13 protein-coding genes and 1 pseudogene are annotated in these 17,927 nt (G+C 32.6%); 3 read left to right on the top strand and 11 right to left on the bottom strand.

The annotated features are described in order from the left end of the window. Window positions 1–2: 2 nt before the first annotated feature. Window positions 3–779, bottom strand: a complete 777-nt coding sequence (locus tag U472_RS06620; protein WP_068716742.1) for a polysaccharide deacetylase family protein — start codon at window positions 777–779, stop codon at window positions 3–5. Window positions 780–1,581: 802 nt separating this feature from the next. Between U472_RS06620 and U472_RS06615 the strand changes: the two genes are divergently transcribed. Beyond that, window positions 1,582–2,730, top strand: coding sequence for an N-acetylmuramoyl-L-alanine amidase (locus tag U472_RS06615; protein ID WP_068716740.1), 1,149 nt, complete (start codon window positions 1,582–1,584; stop codon window positions 2,728–2,730). A gap of 41 nt (window positions 2,731–2,771) precedes the next feature. Here U472_RS06615 and U472_RS06610 read toward each other — a convergent pair whose 3' ends face one another. Both U472_RS06610 and sleB read right to left on the bottom strand, forming a co-directional pair. Then, on the bottom strand, window positions 2,772–3,314 hold the full coding sequence (locus U472_RS06610; RefSeq protein WP_068716738.1) for a DUF4126 domain-containing protein: 543 nt from the start codon (window positions 3,312–3,314) through the stop codon (window positions 2,772–2,774). 411 nt (window positions 3,315–3,725) lie between these two features. Further along, window positions 3,726–4,577, bottom strand: coding sequence for a spore cortex-lytic enzyme (sleB, locus tag U472_RS06605; RefSeq protein WP_083189787.1), 852 nt, complete (start codon window positions 4,575–4,577; stop codon window positions 3,726–3,728). A gap of 321 nt (window positions 4,578–4,898) precedes the next feature. On the opposite strand from sleB, the gene U472_RS06600 reads away from it, so the two are divergent. Continuing rightward, window positions 4,899–5,624 (top strand): MBL fold metallo-hydrolase, encoded by a 726-nt coding sequence (locus U472_RS06600; RefSeq protein WP_083189786.1) that lies wholly within the window; start codon window positions 4,899–4,901, stop codon window positions 5,622–5,624. Between the two features lie 253 nt (window positions 5,625–5,877). Here the strand turns inward: U472_RS06600 and U472_RS06595 are convergent, their stop codons facing one another. Further along, window positions 5,878–6,702, bottom strand: coding sequence for an MBL fold metallo-hydrolase (locus U472_RS06595; RefSeq protein ID WP_068716736.1), 825 nt, complete (start codon window positions 6,700–6,702; stop codon window positions 5,878–5,880). Between the two features lie 541 nt (window positions 6,703–7,243). Between U472_RS06595 and U472_RS06590 the strand changes: the two genes are divergently transcribed. Next, a complete protein-coding gene (locus tag U472_RS06590; protein ID WP_068716734.1) occupies window positions 7,244–8,152 on the top strand; it encodes a GNAT family N-acetyltransferase in 909 nt (302 codons plus the stop codon). A gap of 221 nt (window positions 8,153–8,373) precedes the next feature. On the opposite strand, the pseudogene U472_RS06585 reads toward U472_RS06590, so the two are convergent. The 7 genes and pseudogenes from U472_RS06585 to U472_RS06555 form a co-directional block, all read right to left on the bottom strand. Further along, window positions 8,374–9,711, bottom strand: a pseudogene (locus tag U472_RS06585) (IS1182 family transposase); the annotation flags it as partial. Window positions 9,712–9,837: 126 nt separating this feature from the next. Then, window positions 9,838–10,770: a cell wall hydrolase gene (locus U472_RS06580; RefSeq protein ID WP_068716732.1), complete on the bottom strand. Its 933-nt coding sequence runs from the start codon at window positions 10,768–10,770 to the stop codon at window positions 9,838–9,840. Window positions 10,771–10,962: 192 nt separating this feature from the next. Further along, entirely contained in the window at window positions 10,963–13,083 is a 2,121-nt protein-coding gene (locus tag U472_RS06575) for an ATP-dependent DNA helicase (protein ID WP_068716730.1), read from the bottom strand. Window positions 13,084–13,094: 11 nt separating this feature from the next. Further along, window positions 13,095–13,934 (bottom strand): deoxyribonuclease IV, encoded by an 840-nt coding sequence (locus U472_RS06570; RefSeq protein WP_068716728.1) that lies wholly within the window; start codon window positions 13,932–13,934, stop codon window positions 13,095–13,097. 113 nt (window positions 13,935–14,047) lie between these two features. Then, window positions 14,048–16,162 (bottom strand): polyribonucleotide nucleotidyltransferase, encoded by a 2,115-nt coding sequence (locus U472_RS06565; protein WP_068716726.1) that lies wholly within the window; start codon window positions 16,160–16,162, stop codon window positions 14,048–14,050. 311 nt (window positions 16,163–16,473) lie between these two features. Further along, a complete protein-coding gene (gene rpsO / locus U472_RS06560) occupies window positions 16,474–16,743 on the bottom strand; it encodes a 30S ribosomal protein S15 (protein WP_068716724.1) in 270 nt (89 codons plus the stop codon). A 191-nt stretch (window positions 16,744–16,934) separates the two neighbouring features. Next, window positions 16,935–17,888: a bifunctional riboflavin kinase/FAD synthetase gene (locus tag U472_RS06555; protein WP_068716722.1), complete on the bottom strand. Its 954-nt coding sequence runs from the start codon at window positions 17,886–17,888 to the stop codon at window positions 16,935–16,937. Between the last annotated feature and the right edge of the window lie 39 nt (window positions 17,889–17,927).

The following is a 17,927-nucleotide window of genomic DNA, read 5'->3' as shown; positions in this document are numbered from 1 at the left end:
TTCTATTCAGCTCCTCTCTTCTTTTGAATTCCTGTATGGCTTTCAATATAATAATTATCTTTATAAATCAGTTCAGAGACTGGTACAATCTCATAACCTCTCCTCTTTAACTCTGGAAGCAATCTAGTCAAAGCTTCTGGAGTATTGTTAGCATTATTATGCATTAAAACTATATCTCCAGGACTTAAATTATCAAGAACACGCTTAACTATAAAATCAACACTCACATCCTTCCAATCTAAAGAGTCTATACTCCACTGAATCGGATAATAACCTAACTTATCACAACTCTTAATTACCTGATTGCTATACTCACCAAAGGGTGGACGGAATACCGTTGGTTGCTTGCCAGTTAAATTCTTAATAATCTCACCAGTTCTATTTAGTTCCTCTTCAATTTGGCTTGCACTTAAAGAAGCCATATGAGGATGGGTATAACTGTGATTACCAACTTCATGACCATTAGCAGCTATCTCTTTTACCAAATGAGGATACTCCTCTAGCCAATTCCCACCGAAAAAGAAGGTAATATTGACATCATTCTCCCTAAAAATCTCTAATAAGCGAGGAGTATTTTTAGCCCCCCACATTCCATCTAAGGTAATCGCCACCTTCTTCTCCTCAGTACCTACCTTATAGATTGGAACCAATTTATTACTACTAACTCTAATTGCAGGATTATTAAAAGTATCACTAACAAATAGACCCAATAAAAAGAAGGTCACACTTAACACAACACAAAAGACCAGCAAATCTTTTTTAGTCAACTTTATATCCATTTATTAATCGCCTCCTTCTCTGCTAAGTACTTATGCAGAGGAATAACTCTTTATAACTTTGTCATTAATAAAAAAGTATTTAATGAATAAATTCTAATAATAAATTTTAGAATTTGAAAATTTAAGTAAATTTATCTCAATAGATATCGACACTTTTCAAAATGGAAAAGATTAAATCAAAAATTAATAATTGAATGGTTTTAAGCCGAAGAAAATTAATGTTTGAACGAAGCAAGCATTCTCAAGAAATAATAAATTTAAGTTAATCTTTGAATCAGAACTTTCAAATTTATTAACCTCAAAAGTGTTGATTGCGTAGTGAGTCGGCTCTGCCACTGAAAGTCTTGATCGGGTTTACCACGAAGGGTTTGCTTTTTAAACCTGTAGGTTAGACTCGTAGGTATATTTTCTTCTTGATTGAACTGGCTTTGCACGAAAGGGAATTACACTATATTCCCTGTAGGATCACGAAGGGTTCCCTAAGGTTTTTACTAAAAACCTTTCGTAATAAATTTAAGAATGAACCCGTAGGTTTAGTTACTTTTTCATTAAGGACGCTCCGTAGGAGAACCATAAAAATTAAAATTTCACGAAGGGTTATCTGTTCAAACCCGAAGAAGTAGCCTTGGGCTGAAAACGTAACTCGCCATTAGGCAAAACCTAATAATTTTACCTACTATAAATATATGTAATAACTAAAAACTATTATGAAAGGAATAAAGATGGAATATTTTTCTCTGAATATTATTACCTTTATTTAATATACTTTTATAAGTAATCTCTAAATAAAGGATGTTGTTATATGAAAAGAATAAAGGTATTCTTCATCACTCCTCTAAATATCGCTTTAGCTATCCTAGCTATCTTTATATTAAGTTTCTTTATTACCTTTAGGGTAAAAAGTACTACAGTAATGTCAGATATTGATAAAACTATCGTTATTGATGCTGGACATGGAGGAATAGATGCAGGAACAAACCATGGTGATATTCTAGAGAAAGATATTAACCTATCTATAGCAAAAAAGCTAGAGAAGTTCTTCGATGGTCGAGGCAATATTAATATAATAATGACTAGAACTAATGATGAACTTTATCAAAAGGATAGAAATAAAGATATCGTTCATAGAGTTGAAGTAGTTAAAGAGAATAAAGCAGATCTTCTAGTAAGTATTCATGTTAATAGCTTCCCTGGTTCTAAATCCTTTGGAGGACAGACCTTTTACAAAGCAAATTCAGAAGAGAGTAAGAAACTAGCAGATTTTATTCAGAAGAAGCTAATAGAAATTCAACCAAAGAATTATCGAAAGATCAAGGAAGGTCCTTATTATGTGCTTCGCAAAAGTCCTGTTCCAGCTGTGATTGTTGAAGTAGGCTTTATCAGCAATCCCAAAGATAGAAAGAGAATATCAGACCCTAAAGAACAGGAAAAAATCGCTGAAGCTATTGGTAAAGGAATTATAGAGTACTTTAATAGTAATCTAGACCTGAGTATAGAGAACGAAAACAGCCCTACTATGACTGGTAATTCTAAGAATTATATTAACTTATATTATGGTGTCTATAGTCAAGAAGGTATAGAAGATTTAGCCGTAGAAGAGCTTAAACTTAACAGTTTAAAAGCAAGTAACTCTAAAGGTAAATCAACTGTTGAAGAAGTAGCTACACAGATTATTAATAAATTATTAGAAGGTCCTCAGCTAAAGGAGCATTTGAGATTAATTCCTAGATCAACCAAATTATTAAATCTTAACATCGAAGATAATATTGCTTATGTTAATTTTAATGAAGAGTTAATTTTAAGCTACTCAGGTGGTAACGGAGAGTTATTGAAGGTTAAATCTATTATCTACTCCTTAACTCAGTTACCAGAGATCAAAAAAGTAAAAGTGTTAATAGAAGGCAATGATTTCAATAATGGAGAGTTATATTTCGATACACCCTTAAAATGAAATAGGTCAGATAAGAACTGACCTATTTTTTTGTTTAAAAGTTAAAATATCTGCTTAATTAACAGAACTACTATAACAAAAAAAACTAAAAATGAAGTTATAGGAGCAAGCATCATCAACAGTGATAATGAGGCTGCACTACAGATTTCTCTAGTACTGAATAAAAGACTCTTTAAATTAATAGTATTTGCGGTTATAGAGTTCTTTTTGCTCTCCAATCTCTGTTCATTTACAAGTGCTGAAGTTCCCCCTCCAGCAATAATTGCTAATACCCAACCTAACATAGGGCTTAAATCTACAATAAACGAAGACATAATAATAGTCCCTGCCACCATTGTGGCTGGCTTGGAAATCTTCTCTAGAAATTCATCTATTGCAGGAAGATAATAAGCAGCAGCCTCTATAATCGTTGCCACTATAAAAACAGATAAAGCTGAATAACTTCCTATCCATTCAAAATTTTCAGCCAATATCAAATCTCCTGATAAAGCTGAAATGCTCATTATCAATAAGGGAATAAATACCCTAAAGCCCGAAGCTGCACTTAATCCAATACCAATTAACAGATTCAATACTAAGTTCAATTAAATCCACCCCATCTAAAATTAATTTGTTAAATTTAAAATAACTCTCTCTATTTAAAACATCTATATTTATCTATATTCGAAAAATCTGCTAATTAATACTATATAATCTCTTATGCTAGTGTAAAAACTAACACAATTTAGAGATAATGCGACACTTTTAGAATTCACACCTCACCCTAACCCTTCATACAAAACCGGTCTCTCCTAAGAGAGGGAATAAAAGAAAATATAGTATCTTCCCCCTCTCATTAGTTAAGGAGAGGCTGATTTTGCATGAAATGGTAGATAGACCCGAAAGGGGGTGAGGTTTAAAAGTGTCGCAATATAACCATTAATCGTTAAAATTGAAATGATAGAACAAATATATAAAAAGCCTTTCTCTAAATTTAGAGAAAGGCTTTTTATATACTAAGTTGCAAAATAATGTCTTCCAATTCGTGTAATAACTGGTCTAGTATAAATCCAATAGGAAGTTACTTTAGCTGGATTATAATAGAAGGTAGCTCCTCCTGTTGGATCCCAGCCTTTTAAAGCATCTACTACAGCTTGTCTGGCAGTACCCTTAGGTTCTAACCAGAATTGACCATCATGAACAGCTGTAAATGCCCATGGTTCAAAGATAACACCTTTAATTGTATTTGGGAATCGTGGATGTAATACCCTATTTAAGATAACAGCCGCAACAGCAACCTGTCCTTTATAAGGCTCACCCCTTGCTTCAGAGTAAACAGCCCTTGTCAACCAGTCCATCTCCTCTTCTGTTATATGCAATCTATAATTAGATTTGCTTTGAATAGCATAAGCTGAAGTTGTATTAGGACCTGATTGTGGGATATTCAACCTCTCTCCTACGTAAATGACATCAGTATTTAAATTATTATTCACTTTAATCTTCCAAACTGTAGTATTAAATTTATTAGCAATCTTTACTAAAGTATCTCCTGGTTTAACAGAGTATTTAATATACTTTTCTGCTTTTAATTTATTAATTGTATTTCTACCTGCAATTCCATCTATTACTAGACCTTGATCTTTTTGGAACTGAATTATTGCCTTCTCTGTTCCCTTTCCATAGATACCATCGGGAGCACCTACACTATAGCCCCATTGATTTAATTTGATCTGTAACTCTTTAACATCCTCTCCAACTTTACCAAACATTAATGTTCTTGAACCTAATGTGTACGCCTCAGCAATAATTGAAGAACCCATAAGTAATATTATAGCAATAACCATAACCAGTATAGTCCCATTCTTCAATCATTACACCTCCCTTTGATATATTTATCTCACTCTTATAATTATAATATATGTAAGCTAAGTTTATCAAAGGAAGTTGTTGGATTTTTATTGAATTTAGTAGTATAAATATACTTTCTGGGAAGTTCAGTGACGAGAGAAAATTATATTACGAAATAGAGGAGATTAAATTTAAAATATTGAAATAAATAAGATAGTTGGTATTATTGATATACATAGGGTATTAGCAAAGTACTTCTTAATATACGAATTATGTGGAAATTTCATTCTTAGACATAGAATAATACCGCAAAATAAAATATACTGGTTTAGAGGTGACTTATGAGAATGTATAATATATTGACATTGAAGTTTGACATGGGTAAAGATTTGATTGAAGTACATCCCCTTCTAATACAAGAAGGAGAAGAGTTGATTTTGTGTGATGCTGGATATCCAAATCAGTTACAACAAATTGAATTGGAATTGAAAAGATGTGGATTCACTATGCGTGATTTGACAAAAATCTTTATTTCGCATCATGATCATGATCATATTGGTTCAATTGGGCAATTGAAGGAGAATAATCCTTCAGTAGAAATAATAACATCTGAGATAGAGAAACCTTTTGTAGAGGGTACAGAGAAATCTTTGAGACTGATTCAAGCAGAGGAATATAATGAATCTTTAAATGAAGAAGAGAAGGAATTTGGTGAAGCGTTTGCTAACTATCTAAAAACAATTAATTCAGTCAAGGTAAATACAATTGTGGGTGATGGTGATTATATTGCAAAAGGAGTAAAAGTAGTATCAACTCCAGGTCATACACCAGGACATCAATCGATACTTCTTGAAAGTGAATCAATATTGTTTACAGGAGATGCATTAGCATTTGAAAATAATAGACTCATAATTGCTAATCCAGAGTTCACACTGGATATTGATGAATGTATGAAAAGTATTAGAAAAATTAGCGATATGAAATTAAGCAAGCTTATTTGCTATCATGGTGGTTTGGTTGAAAATGGTATATCTGAATCACTAAGCGAATTATTGGAAAACGAATGAAACTTCACATAACACAGCGGTTCCAGACATTCCCCTTTTCATTATACGAATTGGGGAATTTTTACTGAGTCTAATATGTTAAAATATAGAAGAGTGGTTAAATAGAGGGGAACGATCTTGAACCGTGGGAACGTTATATGCAACCTCTTCCAAAACTTAATACCCCACTCCAAACTTCTTTCGGAATAGTTGCTAACCCTAGCAACTATTCCGCTATTTTCCCTACTCTAAACATTAACTTTAACAATTTGCCTTAAACATAAACCCCTTCTTGTGGTACTGCTACCTTATCAAAGTTTGCCACTAAATTCTCTAACTGTTCTCTTAATTCTTCTCCTTTTATAGGTAGGCCATGGCTTGAAATCACCATCTCTGGATTTAAATCCTTGATAGCCTGTACTGAATTTTTAGCTGAATCCCAATCGGTAGTAAAATAAGCAGGAGGACCATTTACCTCTTTCTCCTTACTTAAAACAGCTTCAGCGGAATCCTGTTTTAAGGTAGTAATTGCATCTCCAGCTATAAAAATCCTATCCTCATCCCTAAATAAAGAGACATGACCTGGCGTATGACCTGGTGTATGAATCCAACGCCAACCAAACATCCCTGGTACCCCTCCATCAGCAGGTAATGCTTGAACACGATCACCTAAATTAATGCTCTGATTAGGAAAAGTAGGTGATATCTGTGCTATTAATCCTTCACTTACATTGGGGTCAGCAGGTGGATAATCCCTCTCCCCTTTTAAATATGGTAACTCCAGTTCATGGGCGTAAACAGGACAATTCCATTGATTAGTAAGTTCAATTATAGCTCCAACATGATCAAAATGACCATGGGTTAGAATAATTGATGTAGGCTGACTTCCTTTACCAAAGTAGCTCTCTGCTTCCTTAATAATAGCTTTAGCAGTATGTGCCATACCGGCACCAATTAAAGCCCATTCACCACTCTCAGCCTGAGGGTTTCCAACTAAAATGGCATTGACTAAAGGAAACTCTACTAAGAATATATCCTTAGTAATCTGTTGAGATGAAATCGGTTTTTTGGTTATCTCTTGTAATATATTCTTTTCCACTGAATATAAACACCTCCATTATTATTTTGATTAAGCTCTAGCTTATCTACTATTATGTTTGACTTTATATTAGCCTATTAATCTTTTTGACTTGTAAATTTTGCTTAACTCTGTAATAGCAATTAAATTTTAATGCTATTTATAAGCTATTCTGTAAATTATCTTTGATTTAATTAACTATATTATGATATAATTGTAATATAAAAATAAAAGGAGGTTTTATAAGGTGATTATTACTACTTACTAATTGATTTTCGTAAAGGAAAATTAATTTAAGAGAAGTTTTTAGAATACCTAATTTATTAGGTTTATTTGTCATGCACTTCTTTTAATACTAAGTAGCAAGACTCATCTTATAGAACTAAAATTTAAACTTTACTTTGACTATTAACCTTAATTTACTTATATAGTGAAGTATTAATTTTAGACAGTAAGTAGGTATAGCCCTATTTACAGTCTTTTTGTTCTATGCAGACCTAATAAATTAGACAGAGAATAATTTTAAAATATTATTATTCATTAATATCAAGGAGGTCTGAATATGACAATTAAGGTTAGAGAATATAATCATGAAGAAGACTTTAAATTAATTGGAGATTTTTTAGTTAATACTTATAAACCTGGTAAAGAGATTATCAACTGGTTACAGCCACGCTGGGAATATATGCACTATCACCCTTATTTATTTGTAAATAAACTGGATAAGAAATTTGATAAGATTGGCATTTGGGAAGATGATGGAATGATTGTGGGGATAGCACACTTTGAACATCATTTAGGAACAGTTTATATACAGTTAGATCCCAATTATTCTCACTTAAAGAGTGAAATGCTCAGATATTCTGAAGAGAATCTATCAGGAATATCAGATCAAGGTAAACCCTATGTAAGTGTCTATATTAAAGATAATGATACTAATTTTCAAGCTATTGCTGAATCTATGGGCTTTAAAAGAGGAGACCAATATTTAGAAGCAATGTCCCAATATCAAGTTCCTAAAATCTTTCCAGAGATTAAGTTAGCAGAAGGCTTTAAACTTAAGAGCTTAGCTGATGATAATAATTTAAATAAAGTAAACAGAGTACTTTGGCGAGGATTTGACCATCAAGGAGAACCAAATCCAGATTTAGCAGGTCGCAAACTGATGCAATCTGCTCCAAACTACAGAAAAGAATTAAATATTGTAGTTGAAGCTCCTAATGGAGAATTTGTATCATATTGTGGGATGTGGTATGATCCTATCAACAAAATTGCCTATGTCGAACCTGTAGCAACTGATCCAGGTTATCGAAGGATGGGTCTTGGAAAAGCTGCTGTATTAGAAGGAATTAGAAGATGTAGTAAATTAGGAGCTACAGTTGCCTACGTAGCTACAGATAAAGAGTTCTATTTAGCAATTGGATTTGAAAAATTATTTGATAGATACCCTTGGTTCAAAGAGTTAGATTAATACAATCACTTTATATTTAAGAAATACTTCTATATTGGAAAATTTAACAATAAAAGGTCAGAATCTTTAAAGATTCTGACCTGAGATTGATGAAAAACCCCCACTAATTTTTTAGTGGGGGTTTTTCTATAGCTGAATTTAGTTAAAATTGATTTAGAGAGTAATAAAAATTTAATATTATTATCTGATTTTAGAAGAATAGAGTTCTTTTCTCTACGCTTAAGAACGCTTGCGATCTTTTTCATGTTTTGAACTGATGCTGTTAACAAACATTGTTCTTCAACATTTTTCTTTCCACGCATACGACAATAGCGAAGTCCATGCAGATTTTTTCCATCTGCAAAACTTCGCTCAACAGTTTCTTTTCTTTTTTTATAGATACTTTTTCCTTTATCTGTTCTCATAAATTCTTTAACATCTTCTTTATAATGTTCCCAAACATGCCTCCTTATAGTACGGAAAGTAACTTTTTCTGATAAACACTTATCTTTATGAGAACAATTTTGGCAGATTTCTTTAGAGCATACATATTCATTATAGCCATCTCTAGTTGTAGTTTTATAGTTTAAATCATGTCCTGCGGGACATGTATAAATATCTTTTTCAGCAATATAATTAAATTTATTTTTAGTATATTTATATTTTACATGTGGGCCTAGTCTATAAGCGATTGCTCCCTGAATATTTCTTTCATCTAATTCTTTACATATATAATTTGTATAATAACCAGCATCTAACCCTACATATTTAGTATCAAAATTGAATTTTTCTATCTGTTTATCTAATATATCTAAGTAAGGGTCAACGTCATTTACATTGCCAGCAGTTACAGTTACATCTGTTATAATATTATATTTTATGTCTACAGTCCTATGGTCGAGATAGAAAAAACCTTTGGGTTTTCTATCTCGAAACATGTATCCACTATCAGGATCAGTTGTACTAACTTTTCTTTCTTTAAGTTCAGCTTTATGCTTCTTTTTTTTTAAAGGTTTCTTATTGTGTTTCTCTCTTTCTATAGTAACTGCTTCGTCTAATTCTTCAAGATAAGCTTTAGGTTCTTTTAAATATGTTTGTACTTCTAATTTTTGTTTATTAGCATTTGCTTTTATGTGAGTTGAATCTGTATATAGCACTTTTCCACTAACTAATCCATAGGATATAGCTTGTCTAACAATTTCATCAAAAATCTGTTCTGCTATATTAGCTTCCCTATATTTTCTTATACGATTTTGGCTTATAGTAGAATGATGTGGTATTTCATCTGTTAATGAATATCCTAAAAACCAGCGATAAGCCATATTTACTTTTATATCTTTTACTAGTTGTCTTTCAGAACGAATCCCATATAAATAACCTATAAAAAGCATTTTAAATAAAATAATAGGGTCAATACATGGTCTTCCATTATCATGACAGTATAGGTCTTTAGTTATATCAGTAATAAAAGTAAAATCTATATATCTATCTATTTGTCTTAGAAGATGATCTTCTGGAACTAACTGTTCTATTGTTACAAATTCATATTGTTGTTGTTTTTTCTCTTGAGATACAAACATAATTCTATTTCTCCTTTTAGATATATTGTCAATTATATTATACCATAAATAGAAAAGGCTGTTGACAATAACTTTGTCAACAGCCTGAATAAAAGGTCAGAATCTTTAAAGATTCTGACCTTTTATTTATTTAGCAAAGACATGATCTCCAATTTGAACTATAGTCTCTCTTGTCTTAAACCACCATTGATATTTAGCAGTCCGAGGATTATAAAAGTAACGAGCCCCCCTTGTTGGGTCTTCTCCTTTTAATGCTGCTCTAGCTGCTCTATATGCTGTTCTATTGGGTCTTAGATTAATCTGCCCATCGGCTACGGGACTAAACTGTTTAGGTTGATAAATAACATCTGTTATTGTGTTAGGAAAATAAGAATCTATCACTCGATTTAAAACAACTGCTCCTACAGCCACTTGACCAATATAAGGCTCACCACGAGCTTCACCATGAATCAATCTAGCCAATAATTCAAACTCCTCATCACTGATAGTATGGTATAAAACTTCCTTAGGTGTTAAATTATTAATAGGCAACTTAATTCTATCACCTAATCGAATTATAGAATTATCAAGGTTGTTTAATGCTTTAAGTACATCTATGGTAGTATTAAACTCTCTAGCCAAATCATAAAGATTGTCTCCTGGTTTGATATAATAGTTTAAAGTCCTTAAATGTCTTACATCTATCTTCTTTCTCTTATTATTCTCTATCTTAACTGTATATTGCTGGTTAGAATCTAATTTATACTGACTAAGCTCGTCCTTTTTTTTATAAAGAACAAATTCAACATCATCTTTAACTTCGTCATAGACATTTAAATTATAATTTTCAGGGATAATTAGCTTGTCCCCAACTCTAATAAACTGATTCCTAGAAAGATCATTGGCAGCTCTAATTTCATCAACAGTTACACCAAATTTTTTAGCTATATTGATTAAAGCATCACCCTGTGAAACAGTATAGACCAACTCGACTTTAAAAGTTGGCGCTGCCAAAGCAACCTCCACTCCAATTAAAAAAACTGACATAAGACATAAAAATATAATAACCTTTATTTTCATCTTTTACTACATGCCTCCCCCTAAAACATTTTATAGCCAATAAAATAATATAATAACCTACCATAATGGTTTATAACAATTAGTTTATTTAAGTTATTATATCATTTAGATACTAACTATTAAACTTCTACACCTATAATCTAAAACCTTCTTGTTAAATAAAGTAAAGATTATCACTAATCCCTGCCAAAATTAAATAGATTCTCTAATCTTATTACTCAAGACATTCAAATTATCTGTCAGTATTCGGCATCCATTAGGTAGAGAATCTAAGAATATCTTACCATAACTTTTAGTAATCACTCTATTATCTAAGATTACAATCCATCCTTTATCCTCTTTGGTCCGAATCAACCTACCAAAGCCTTGCTTAAATTTAATTACCGCTTTAGGTACCATATACTTAATAAATGGATTTTCACCTACTGCTTCTAGTTGCTCTATCTTTGCAGATATTACAGGCTCGCTTGGAACTACAAAAGGAAGCTTAACAATAACCACACAACTCAACTCTTCACCAGGAATATCTACTCCCTCCCAAAAGCTTGATGTTCCTAATAAGACAGCTTTCTCTTTATTCTTAAATTCTTCAACTAAGTATTGACGAGACTTCATACCTTGACAATAGATATTATTAACTTCTAAACTATCTAACTGAGCTTCTAGTACATCATAAACCTTATTTAACATTCCATAAGAAGTAAAAAGAACCAAAGTCCTTCCTTTAGTAGCTTGAATAACCTCTTTAATACTAGCAATTACAGCATCTATAAAGGCAGGATGATTGGGTTGGGGTAAATCCTTAGCAATTCCTAATCTTAATTGATTCCTATAATCAAAAGGGCTTCCAACCTCCAAAGTCTCTACATTCTCTTCTATCAACCCTAAATTATCTTTGATAAATTCAAAGGATTTATCCACTGTTAAAGTAGCAGAGGTCAAGATAACTGAATCCATCTTACCTAAGAGGCTATCTTGCAACTGTTGGGCTATATTTAAAGGAGCAGAATGTAAACTACAATCCTCATCATATCCTTCTAACCAATAAACATAATCCTCTTCAGGAAAGTTTATTAATTCAGCAATATCAGCACCTACTTTTAAAATCGACTCTATCTTAGCATTTAATTCTAATTTTACTGCTTCTACTTCATCTATTTCATCCTCATAAAACTCTATATCTTCTAATAACTCACTTAGATTCTTACCTAAATCATTTAAATTAATTAATAAATTATCAAACTCAACTATTAGACTTTCTTGCCAATATTGACCATCTCTAATGGATTCTATCAATCTTAATTTCCTATCTCTACCCTTAGTATTATTATCTATAAATCTAATTAAATTGTTAAACAAACTATGGCTTAAGTCATTTACCTTTCTAACTAAAGGAACTAATTTATTGTCTATATTCTGCTGAAAATTCTGCTTAATACTCTTCTTTAGACTACTAATTGTAACCCTAGTCTGTAACAATACACCTGTCTGTTGATCAAAATTATAAAGAGATTCTAAAAGCTTGATAAATCCCTTTCTATTGACCTTAAATCCTAAATAACTAGTAGCTACTTCCTCTATATTATGAGCTTCATCAAAGACTACCTGCTTATAAGGAGGTAATACGGCATTTTCACCATCTAAGCCTCTTTCTTGGCGTAAAGCCAAATCTGCAAATAATATATGATGGTTTACTACTAAAATATCGGCTTCTTGGGCTTCCTCACGAGCAAACATAAAATGGCATTGCTCATAATAAGGGCAACTTGCCCGTAAGCATAAATCACTCTCAGAAGAGATATTATCCCAAATGTCATAGCCAACTCTAAAATCCAAATCAGAACGGCAACCTGTTTCTGTCTCTAAGACCCAATGATGAATCTTAGATAATGTATTATAACCTTGATTATCCAACTGGGCTGATTTTCCAAACTGAACCAGCCTTCTAATACAGATATAGTTCTTTCTTCCTTTAACTAAGACTGCTTTAAAATCTAAATTGAAGATTTCTTGTAATAGAGGTATATCTTTTTTAATTAATTGTTCTTGCAAATTGATTGTATTAGTAGAGATTACAACCTTCTCTTCTTCTTTTAAAGCCATTAAAATACTTGGCACTAAGTAAGCCAAAGATTTCCCAGTACCAGTCCCTGCCTCTACCAACAAATGCTCCTTTTTAGAGAAGACTTCAGCAATCTTAACTGACATCTTCTGTTGCTCAGGACGATATTCATATTTATCAAAATAGGAATCTAATTTATTTCCTGGTGCAAAAAAGTCTCTTACCTCTTGTAAATACTCTTTTTGATTCATATCAAAGCTCCTTATTCTACTAAACTTTTAATAATGGTCAAATTATCTTGATCATTCTTCTGCTCATCAACTGGCGTCTCTAAAATAAAGGCGTTATCCTTTAACTGTGGATGGTTAACTAAATTTCTAAAACCTTCTAATCCAATTTTCCCCTCACCTATATGGTGATGCCGGTCTTTATTTGATCCCAATTCACCAATAGAGTCATTGGCATGAATGACACCTAACCTTTTAAGACCAATTCGAGAATCAATCTCCTCTAACAATATATCTACTTCCTCCTCTTCTCTAATATCATAACCTGCGGCAAAACCATGGCAGGTATCATAACAGATTCCTAGCTGTTTATGGTTATCTGCTTCTTTTATTATTCTTTCTAGCTCTTTAATACTCTTGCCAATTGCAGTCCCTGCTCCAGCTACATTCTCTAAGAGAATATTAACTTCTGGATCAGTCTCTGTTATTACTCTAATTAGTCCCTTTGCAATATTCTCTATCCCCTGGTCAATACCTGCTCCTGTATGGCTTCCAGGGTGTAAGACCATATATTTAGCTCCTATCTTATCAGCCCTCTTTATACCCGCAATTAAGGCCTTGATAGATTTATCATAGATATGCTCCTTAGGTGAAGCTAAATTGATTAAATAAGGGGTATGGACTACGACAGTTCCTAAATTATATTTAATTAGAGCATCTTTAAAGCATTGAGCTTCTTTATCACTTATCTCCTTAGCCTTCCAACCTCTAGGGTTAGTAGAGAATATTTGAAAGGCTCCACAGTCCAACTCTGCTGCTCTAACTACTGCTTGATCAATTCCTCCAGCAATTGACGTATGAACTCCAAATTTCATTATATCACCTCAATTCAATAGTTTCTAAAATTAATAATGACCAATAATATTAAAAAACATAAACTAGAATAACTCCAGTTTATGTCTTAGAATCTCTAATAATCTATTCGAATTTATTTACTTCCTTCATTTTCCTGCTTTAATGCATCTTTTCTAGAGAGATTTATTCTACCTAAATCATCGATACCAATTACCTTAACGAGTACTTCATCTCCAGTTTTAAGAATATCCTCTACCTTCTCAACACGCTCATCTGCTAATTTAGAGATATGAACTAGACCCTCTTTACCTGGTAAGACCTCTACAAAGGCACCAAAACCTGTTGTACGTTTAACCTCACCTAGATACATCTCTCCAACCTCTACTTCTTTAGTCAATTGTTCAATCATATTAATTGCATTTTGACCAGCTTCTTGATTTTCAGCAGCAATAAAGATAGTTCCATCATCTTCAATATCAATTTTAACTCCTGTTTCATCAACGATGCTTTTGATTGTTTTTCCACCTTTACCGATAACATCCTTAATCTTTTCAGGATCAATACTCATAGTAAGAATACTTGGAGCATATGGTGATAATTCAGCACGAGGCTTAGAAATAGCCTTCATCATCTCACCTAAGATATGAAGCCTTCCTATCCTAGCTTGCTCTAAGGCTTCCTTTAAAATCTCCTTAGAAACACCTTTAATCTTCATATCCATCTGTAAAGCAGTGATTCCATCTTCAGTTCCTGCTACCTTAAAGTCCATATCCCCATTAAAGTCTTCTAAACCTTGAATATCAGTTAAAACAGCTACATTATCACCTTCCTTCATTAATCCCATAGCAATTCCTGCAACTGGTGCCTTAATAGGTACTCCTGCATCCATTAAAGCTAAAGTACAACCACAGATACTTGCTTGAGAAGTAGAACCATTAGAAGATAGTACCTCAGAAACCATTCTAATAGTATAAGGGAACTCTTCAGCAGAAGGAATCATCGGTCTAAGTGCCCTCTCACCTAAAGCACCATGTCCAATCTCTCTTCGTCCAGGAGATCTCAATGGACTTGTCTCTCCAACACTATATGGTGGGAAGTTATAATGGTGCATATATCTCTTCGATTCTTGATCTTCTAATCCGTCTAATACCTGCTCATCACCTACAGCACCCAAAGTTGCTACTGTAAGAGCTTGAGTCTGTCCACGAGTAAATACCCCAGAACCATGGACTCTAGGTAATATTCCTACTTCACACCAGATAGGTCTTACTTCATCTAGCTTACGACCATCAACTCTAATTCTCTCATTTAATACCAAGCTTCTGATCGACTCTTTGGAAATTTTATCTAAATAATACTTTGTCTTACTTATAATCTCATCTAAATCTTCAGCTTCCTGATATTTATCTCTAAAGTATTCTGTTACTTCACTATAGACCGCATCTTTTTCAGTTCCACGTGTCTTCTTATCTTGATTCTGTAAGGCTTTGATTAGCCTATCACCTATATAATCTCTAATCTCAGCTTCCAATTCTTCATCATCTACAACGTGTAATTCTACCTCTACCTTCTCTTTACCTATCTCTGCAACAATCTTCTCTTGAAATTCAACCAATTTTTGAATCTCTTGATGTCCAAAACCTATTGCTTCAATCATATCTTCTTCTGAAACTTCATTAGCTCCAGCTTCTACCATCATTACTGCATCACCAGTACCTGCTACTGTTAAATCTAAGGCACTAGATTCATACTGTTCAATAGTTGGATTGATAACAAATTCTCCATCAACTAAACCTACTTTTACACCAGCAATTGGTCCTTCAAAGGGAATATCTGAAATAGATAAAGCAGCAGAAGCTCCTATCATTGCAGCAATATCAGCAGGATTATCTAAATCTAAAGATAATACAGTAGCCACAATCTGTACATCATTTCTAAATCCTTTTGGGAATAAAGGACGTAAAGGTCTATCAATTAAGCGTGCTGCTAAAGTAGCTGCATCACTTGGTCTGCCTTCACGCTTAATAAACCCTCCTGGTATCTTTCCAACAGCATATAATCTTTCCTCATAATTAATCATTAAAGGAAAAAAGTCCATACCAGGACGAGGATCAGACATAGTTGCAGTTACTAAAACTACAGTCTCTCCATATCTTACTAAAACTGAACCATTAGCCATTTCAGCCAATTTGCCAGTCTCAATCGTTAAATCTCGACCTCCAAATTCCATTGACCACTTATGTGACATAAATTCTTAACTCCCTTCTATATTAAGCTATCCTTATCTTATGTATTTAATAATATAATTATAAAAAATAATAATACCACTAAAATATCTCATTATTTGTTTTAACCACTATATTTACTAAGGTAATGTAGATAATAAACCATTATAGTAATCTATAGTTTATCCATATTTCTTAGATAATATTAAGTATTTTAATCATATTAGATCTTTATATTATGTAATAACTATTTTAATTATGAAAATGGATTTATTGACAAATTTTGTTCAATTATTAAAAGTTAAGAGCGGGTATTCCCGCTCTTAATAATCTACTATTTTGCTCTAATACCTAAATCAGCAACTAAATTACGGAATTGCTCGATATCTTTATTTCTTAGGTATTTAAGTAATCTTCTTCTCTTTCCAACCATCTTTAATAGACCACGTCTTGAACTATGATCTTTTTTGTGTACTTTTAAATGCTCAGTAAGTTCATTAATTCTTGCTGTTAAAACAGCAATTTGAACTGGAGCTGAACCAGTATCACCTTCGTTAATAGCATATTTCTCAATGATTTCTTGTTTTCTTGCTTCAGATAACATTAACTTTCACCCCCCTATTTTTCCAAATCCCCAATTACCAAGTCAATCGCTGGGAAACGACTAACCTAGTTAATGGTTAATTCCATATAATATTGTAGCATAATAATACTTAAATGTAAACTATATTAAATATTTTTTTAGATTAATAAATTCTATAAATTTTACTAATAATATTCATCTTTATAGTAATCTTAACCATAATATTTATTAAAATTTTCCAATTGTTGATCTGTATTACTCAAAATTTCTCTAGTAACTCTAACATCTTCTTTCATTCTATCTATTAACCCTTCTACAGTAGGGAATCTTTCTTCAGGTCTAATCCTTTCTACAAACTCCAATTCTAAACGCTGTCCATATATATTTTGATTAAAGTCTAGAATATAAACTTCAATACTGAACTTATTCTTATCAAAGGTAGGTAAAACACCTAAATGAACAGCTCCACCATAGATCTTGTCTGCTAGCTTTACACGACAAGCATAGACCCCTAGAGGTGGTAGAACATAATCAGCTAGGGGTTCTAAATTGGCTGTAGGAAAACCAAGTTTTCTTCCCCGTTGATCACCTTTGACCACCTTACAATCCAAGGAAAAGTTCCTACCTAATTGTTCTTTGACCTTTGAAACCTTACCATCTAAAATCAAATTTCTAATATAAGTACTACCTATATCTTGATTATTGATTTTTATGCTTGGAACAGATTGTACTTCAAACCCTAATTCTTTCCCCAACTCTTTTAGCTTGGCTGGAGTACCCTGAGCACGATATCCACATCTAAAATCTTCCCCTACAATAATCTCCTTTACTTTAAAACGCTTCACTAAATAGTCTTCTATAAATATCTGATAAGGCATTTGAGAAAAGTCTTCATCAAACTTCTGTACAATCAATTGATTTATTCCTAGATTTTGAATAATATTTCTTTTTTGGCTCCAACTTGTTAAAGCCTTAGGAGCCTTATCAGGAGATATAGTTTGTAAAGGATGGGGAAAGAAGGTAAATAATGAACTATCATAATCTAACTCTTTAGCTCTTTTTACTGCTAAATTAATTATATGTTGGTGACCTAAATGTACTCCATCAAAGGTTCCTAAGGTCATTACTGTAGGTCGATTTCTAGTTTGATTGTAGTATATCTCCATTTAGTACACCTCTCCTTTCAAGAGGTAATTAAGATTAAA

Source organism: Orenia metallireducens (assembly GCF_001693735.1).
Lineage (GTDB): Bacteria > Bacillota > Halanaerobiia > Halobacteroidales > Halobacteroidaceae > Orenia > Orenia metallireducens.
This window is presented reverse-complemented; position numbering and strand designations above follow the sequence as displayed.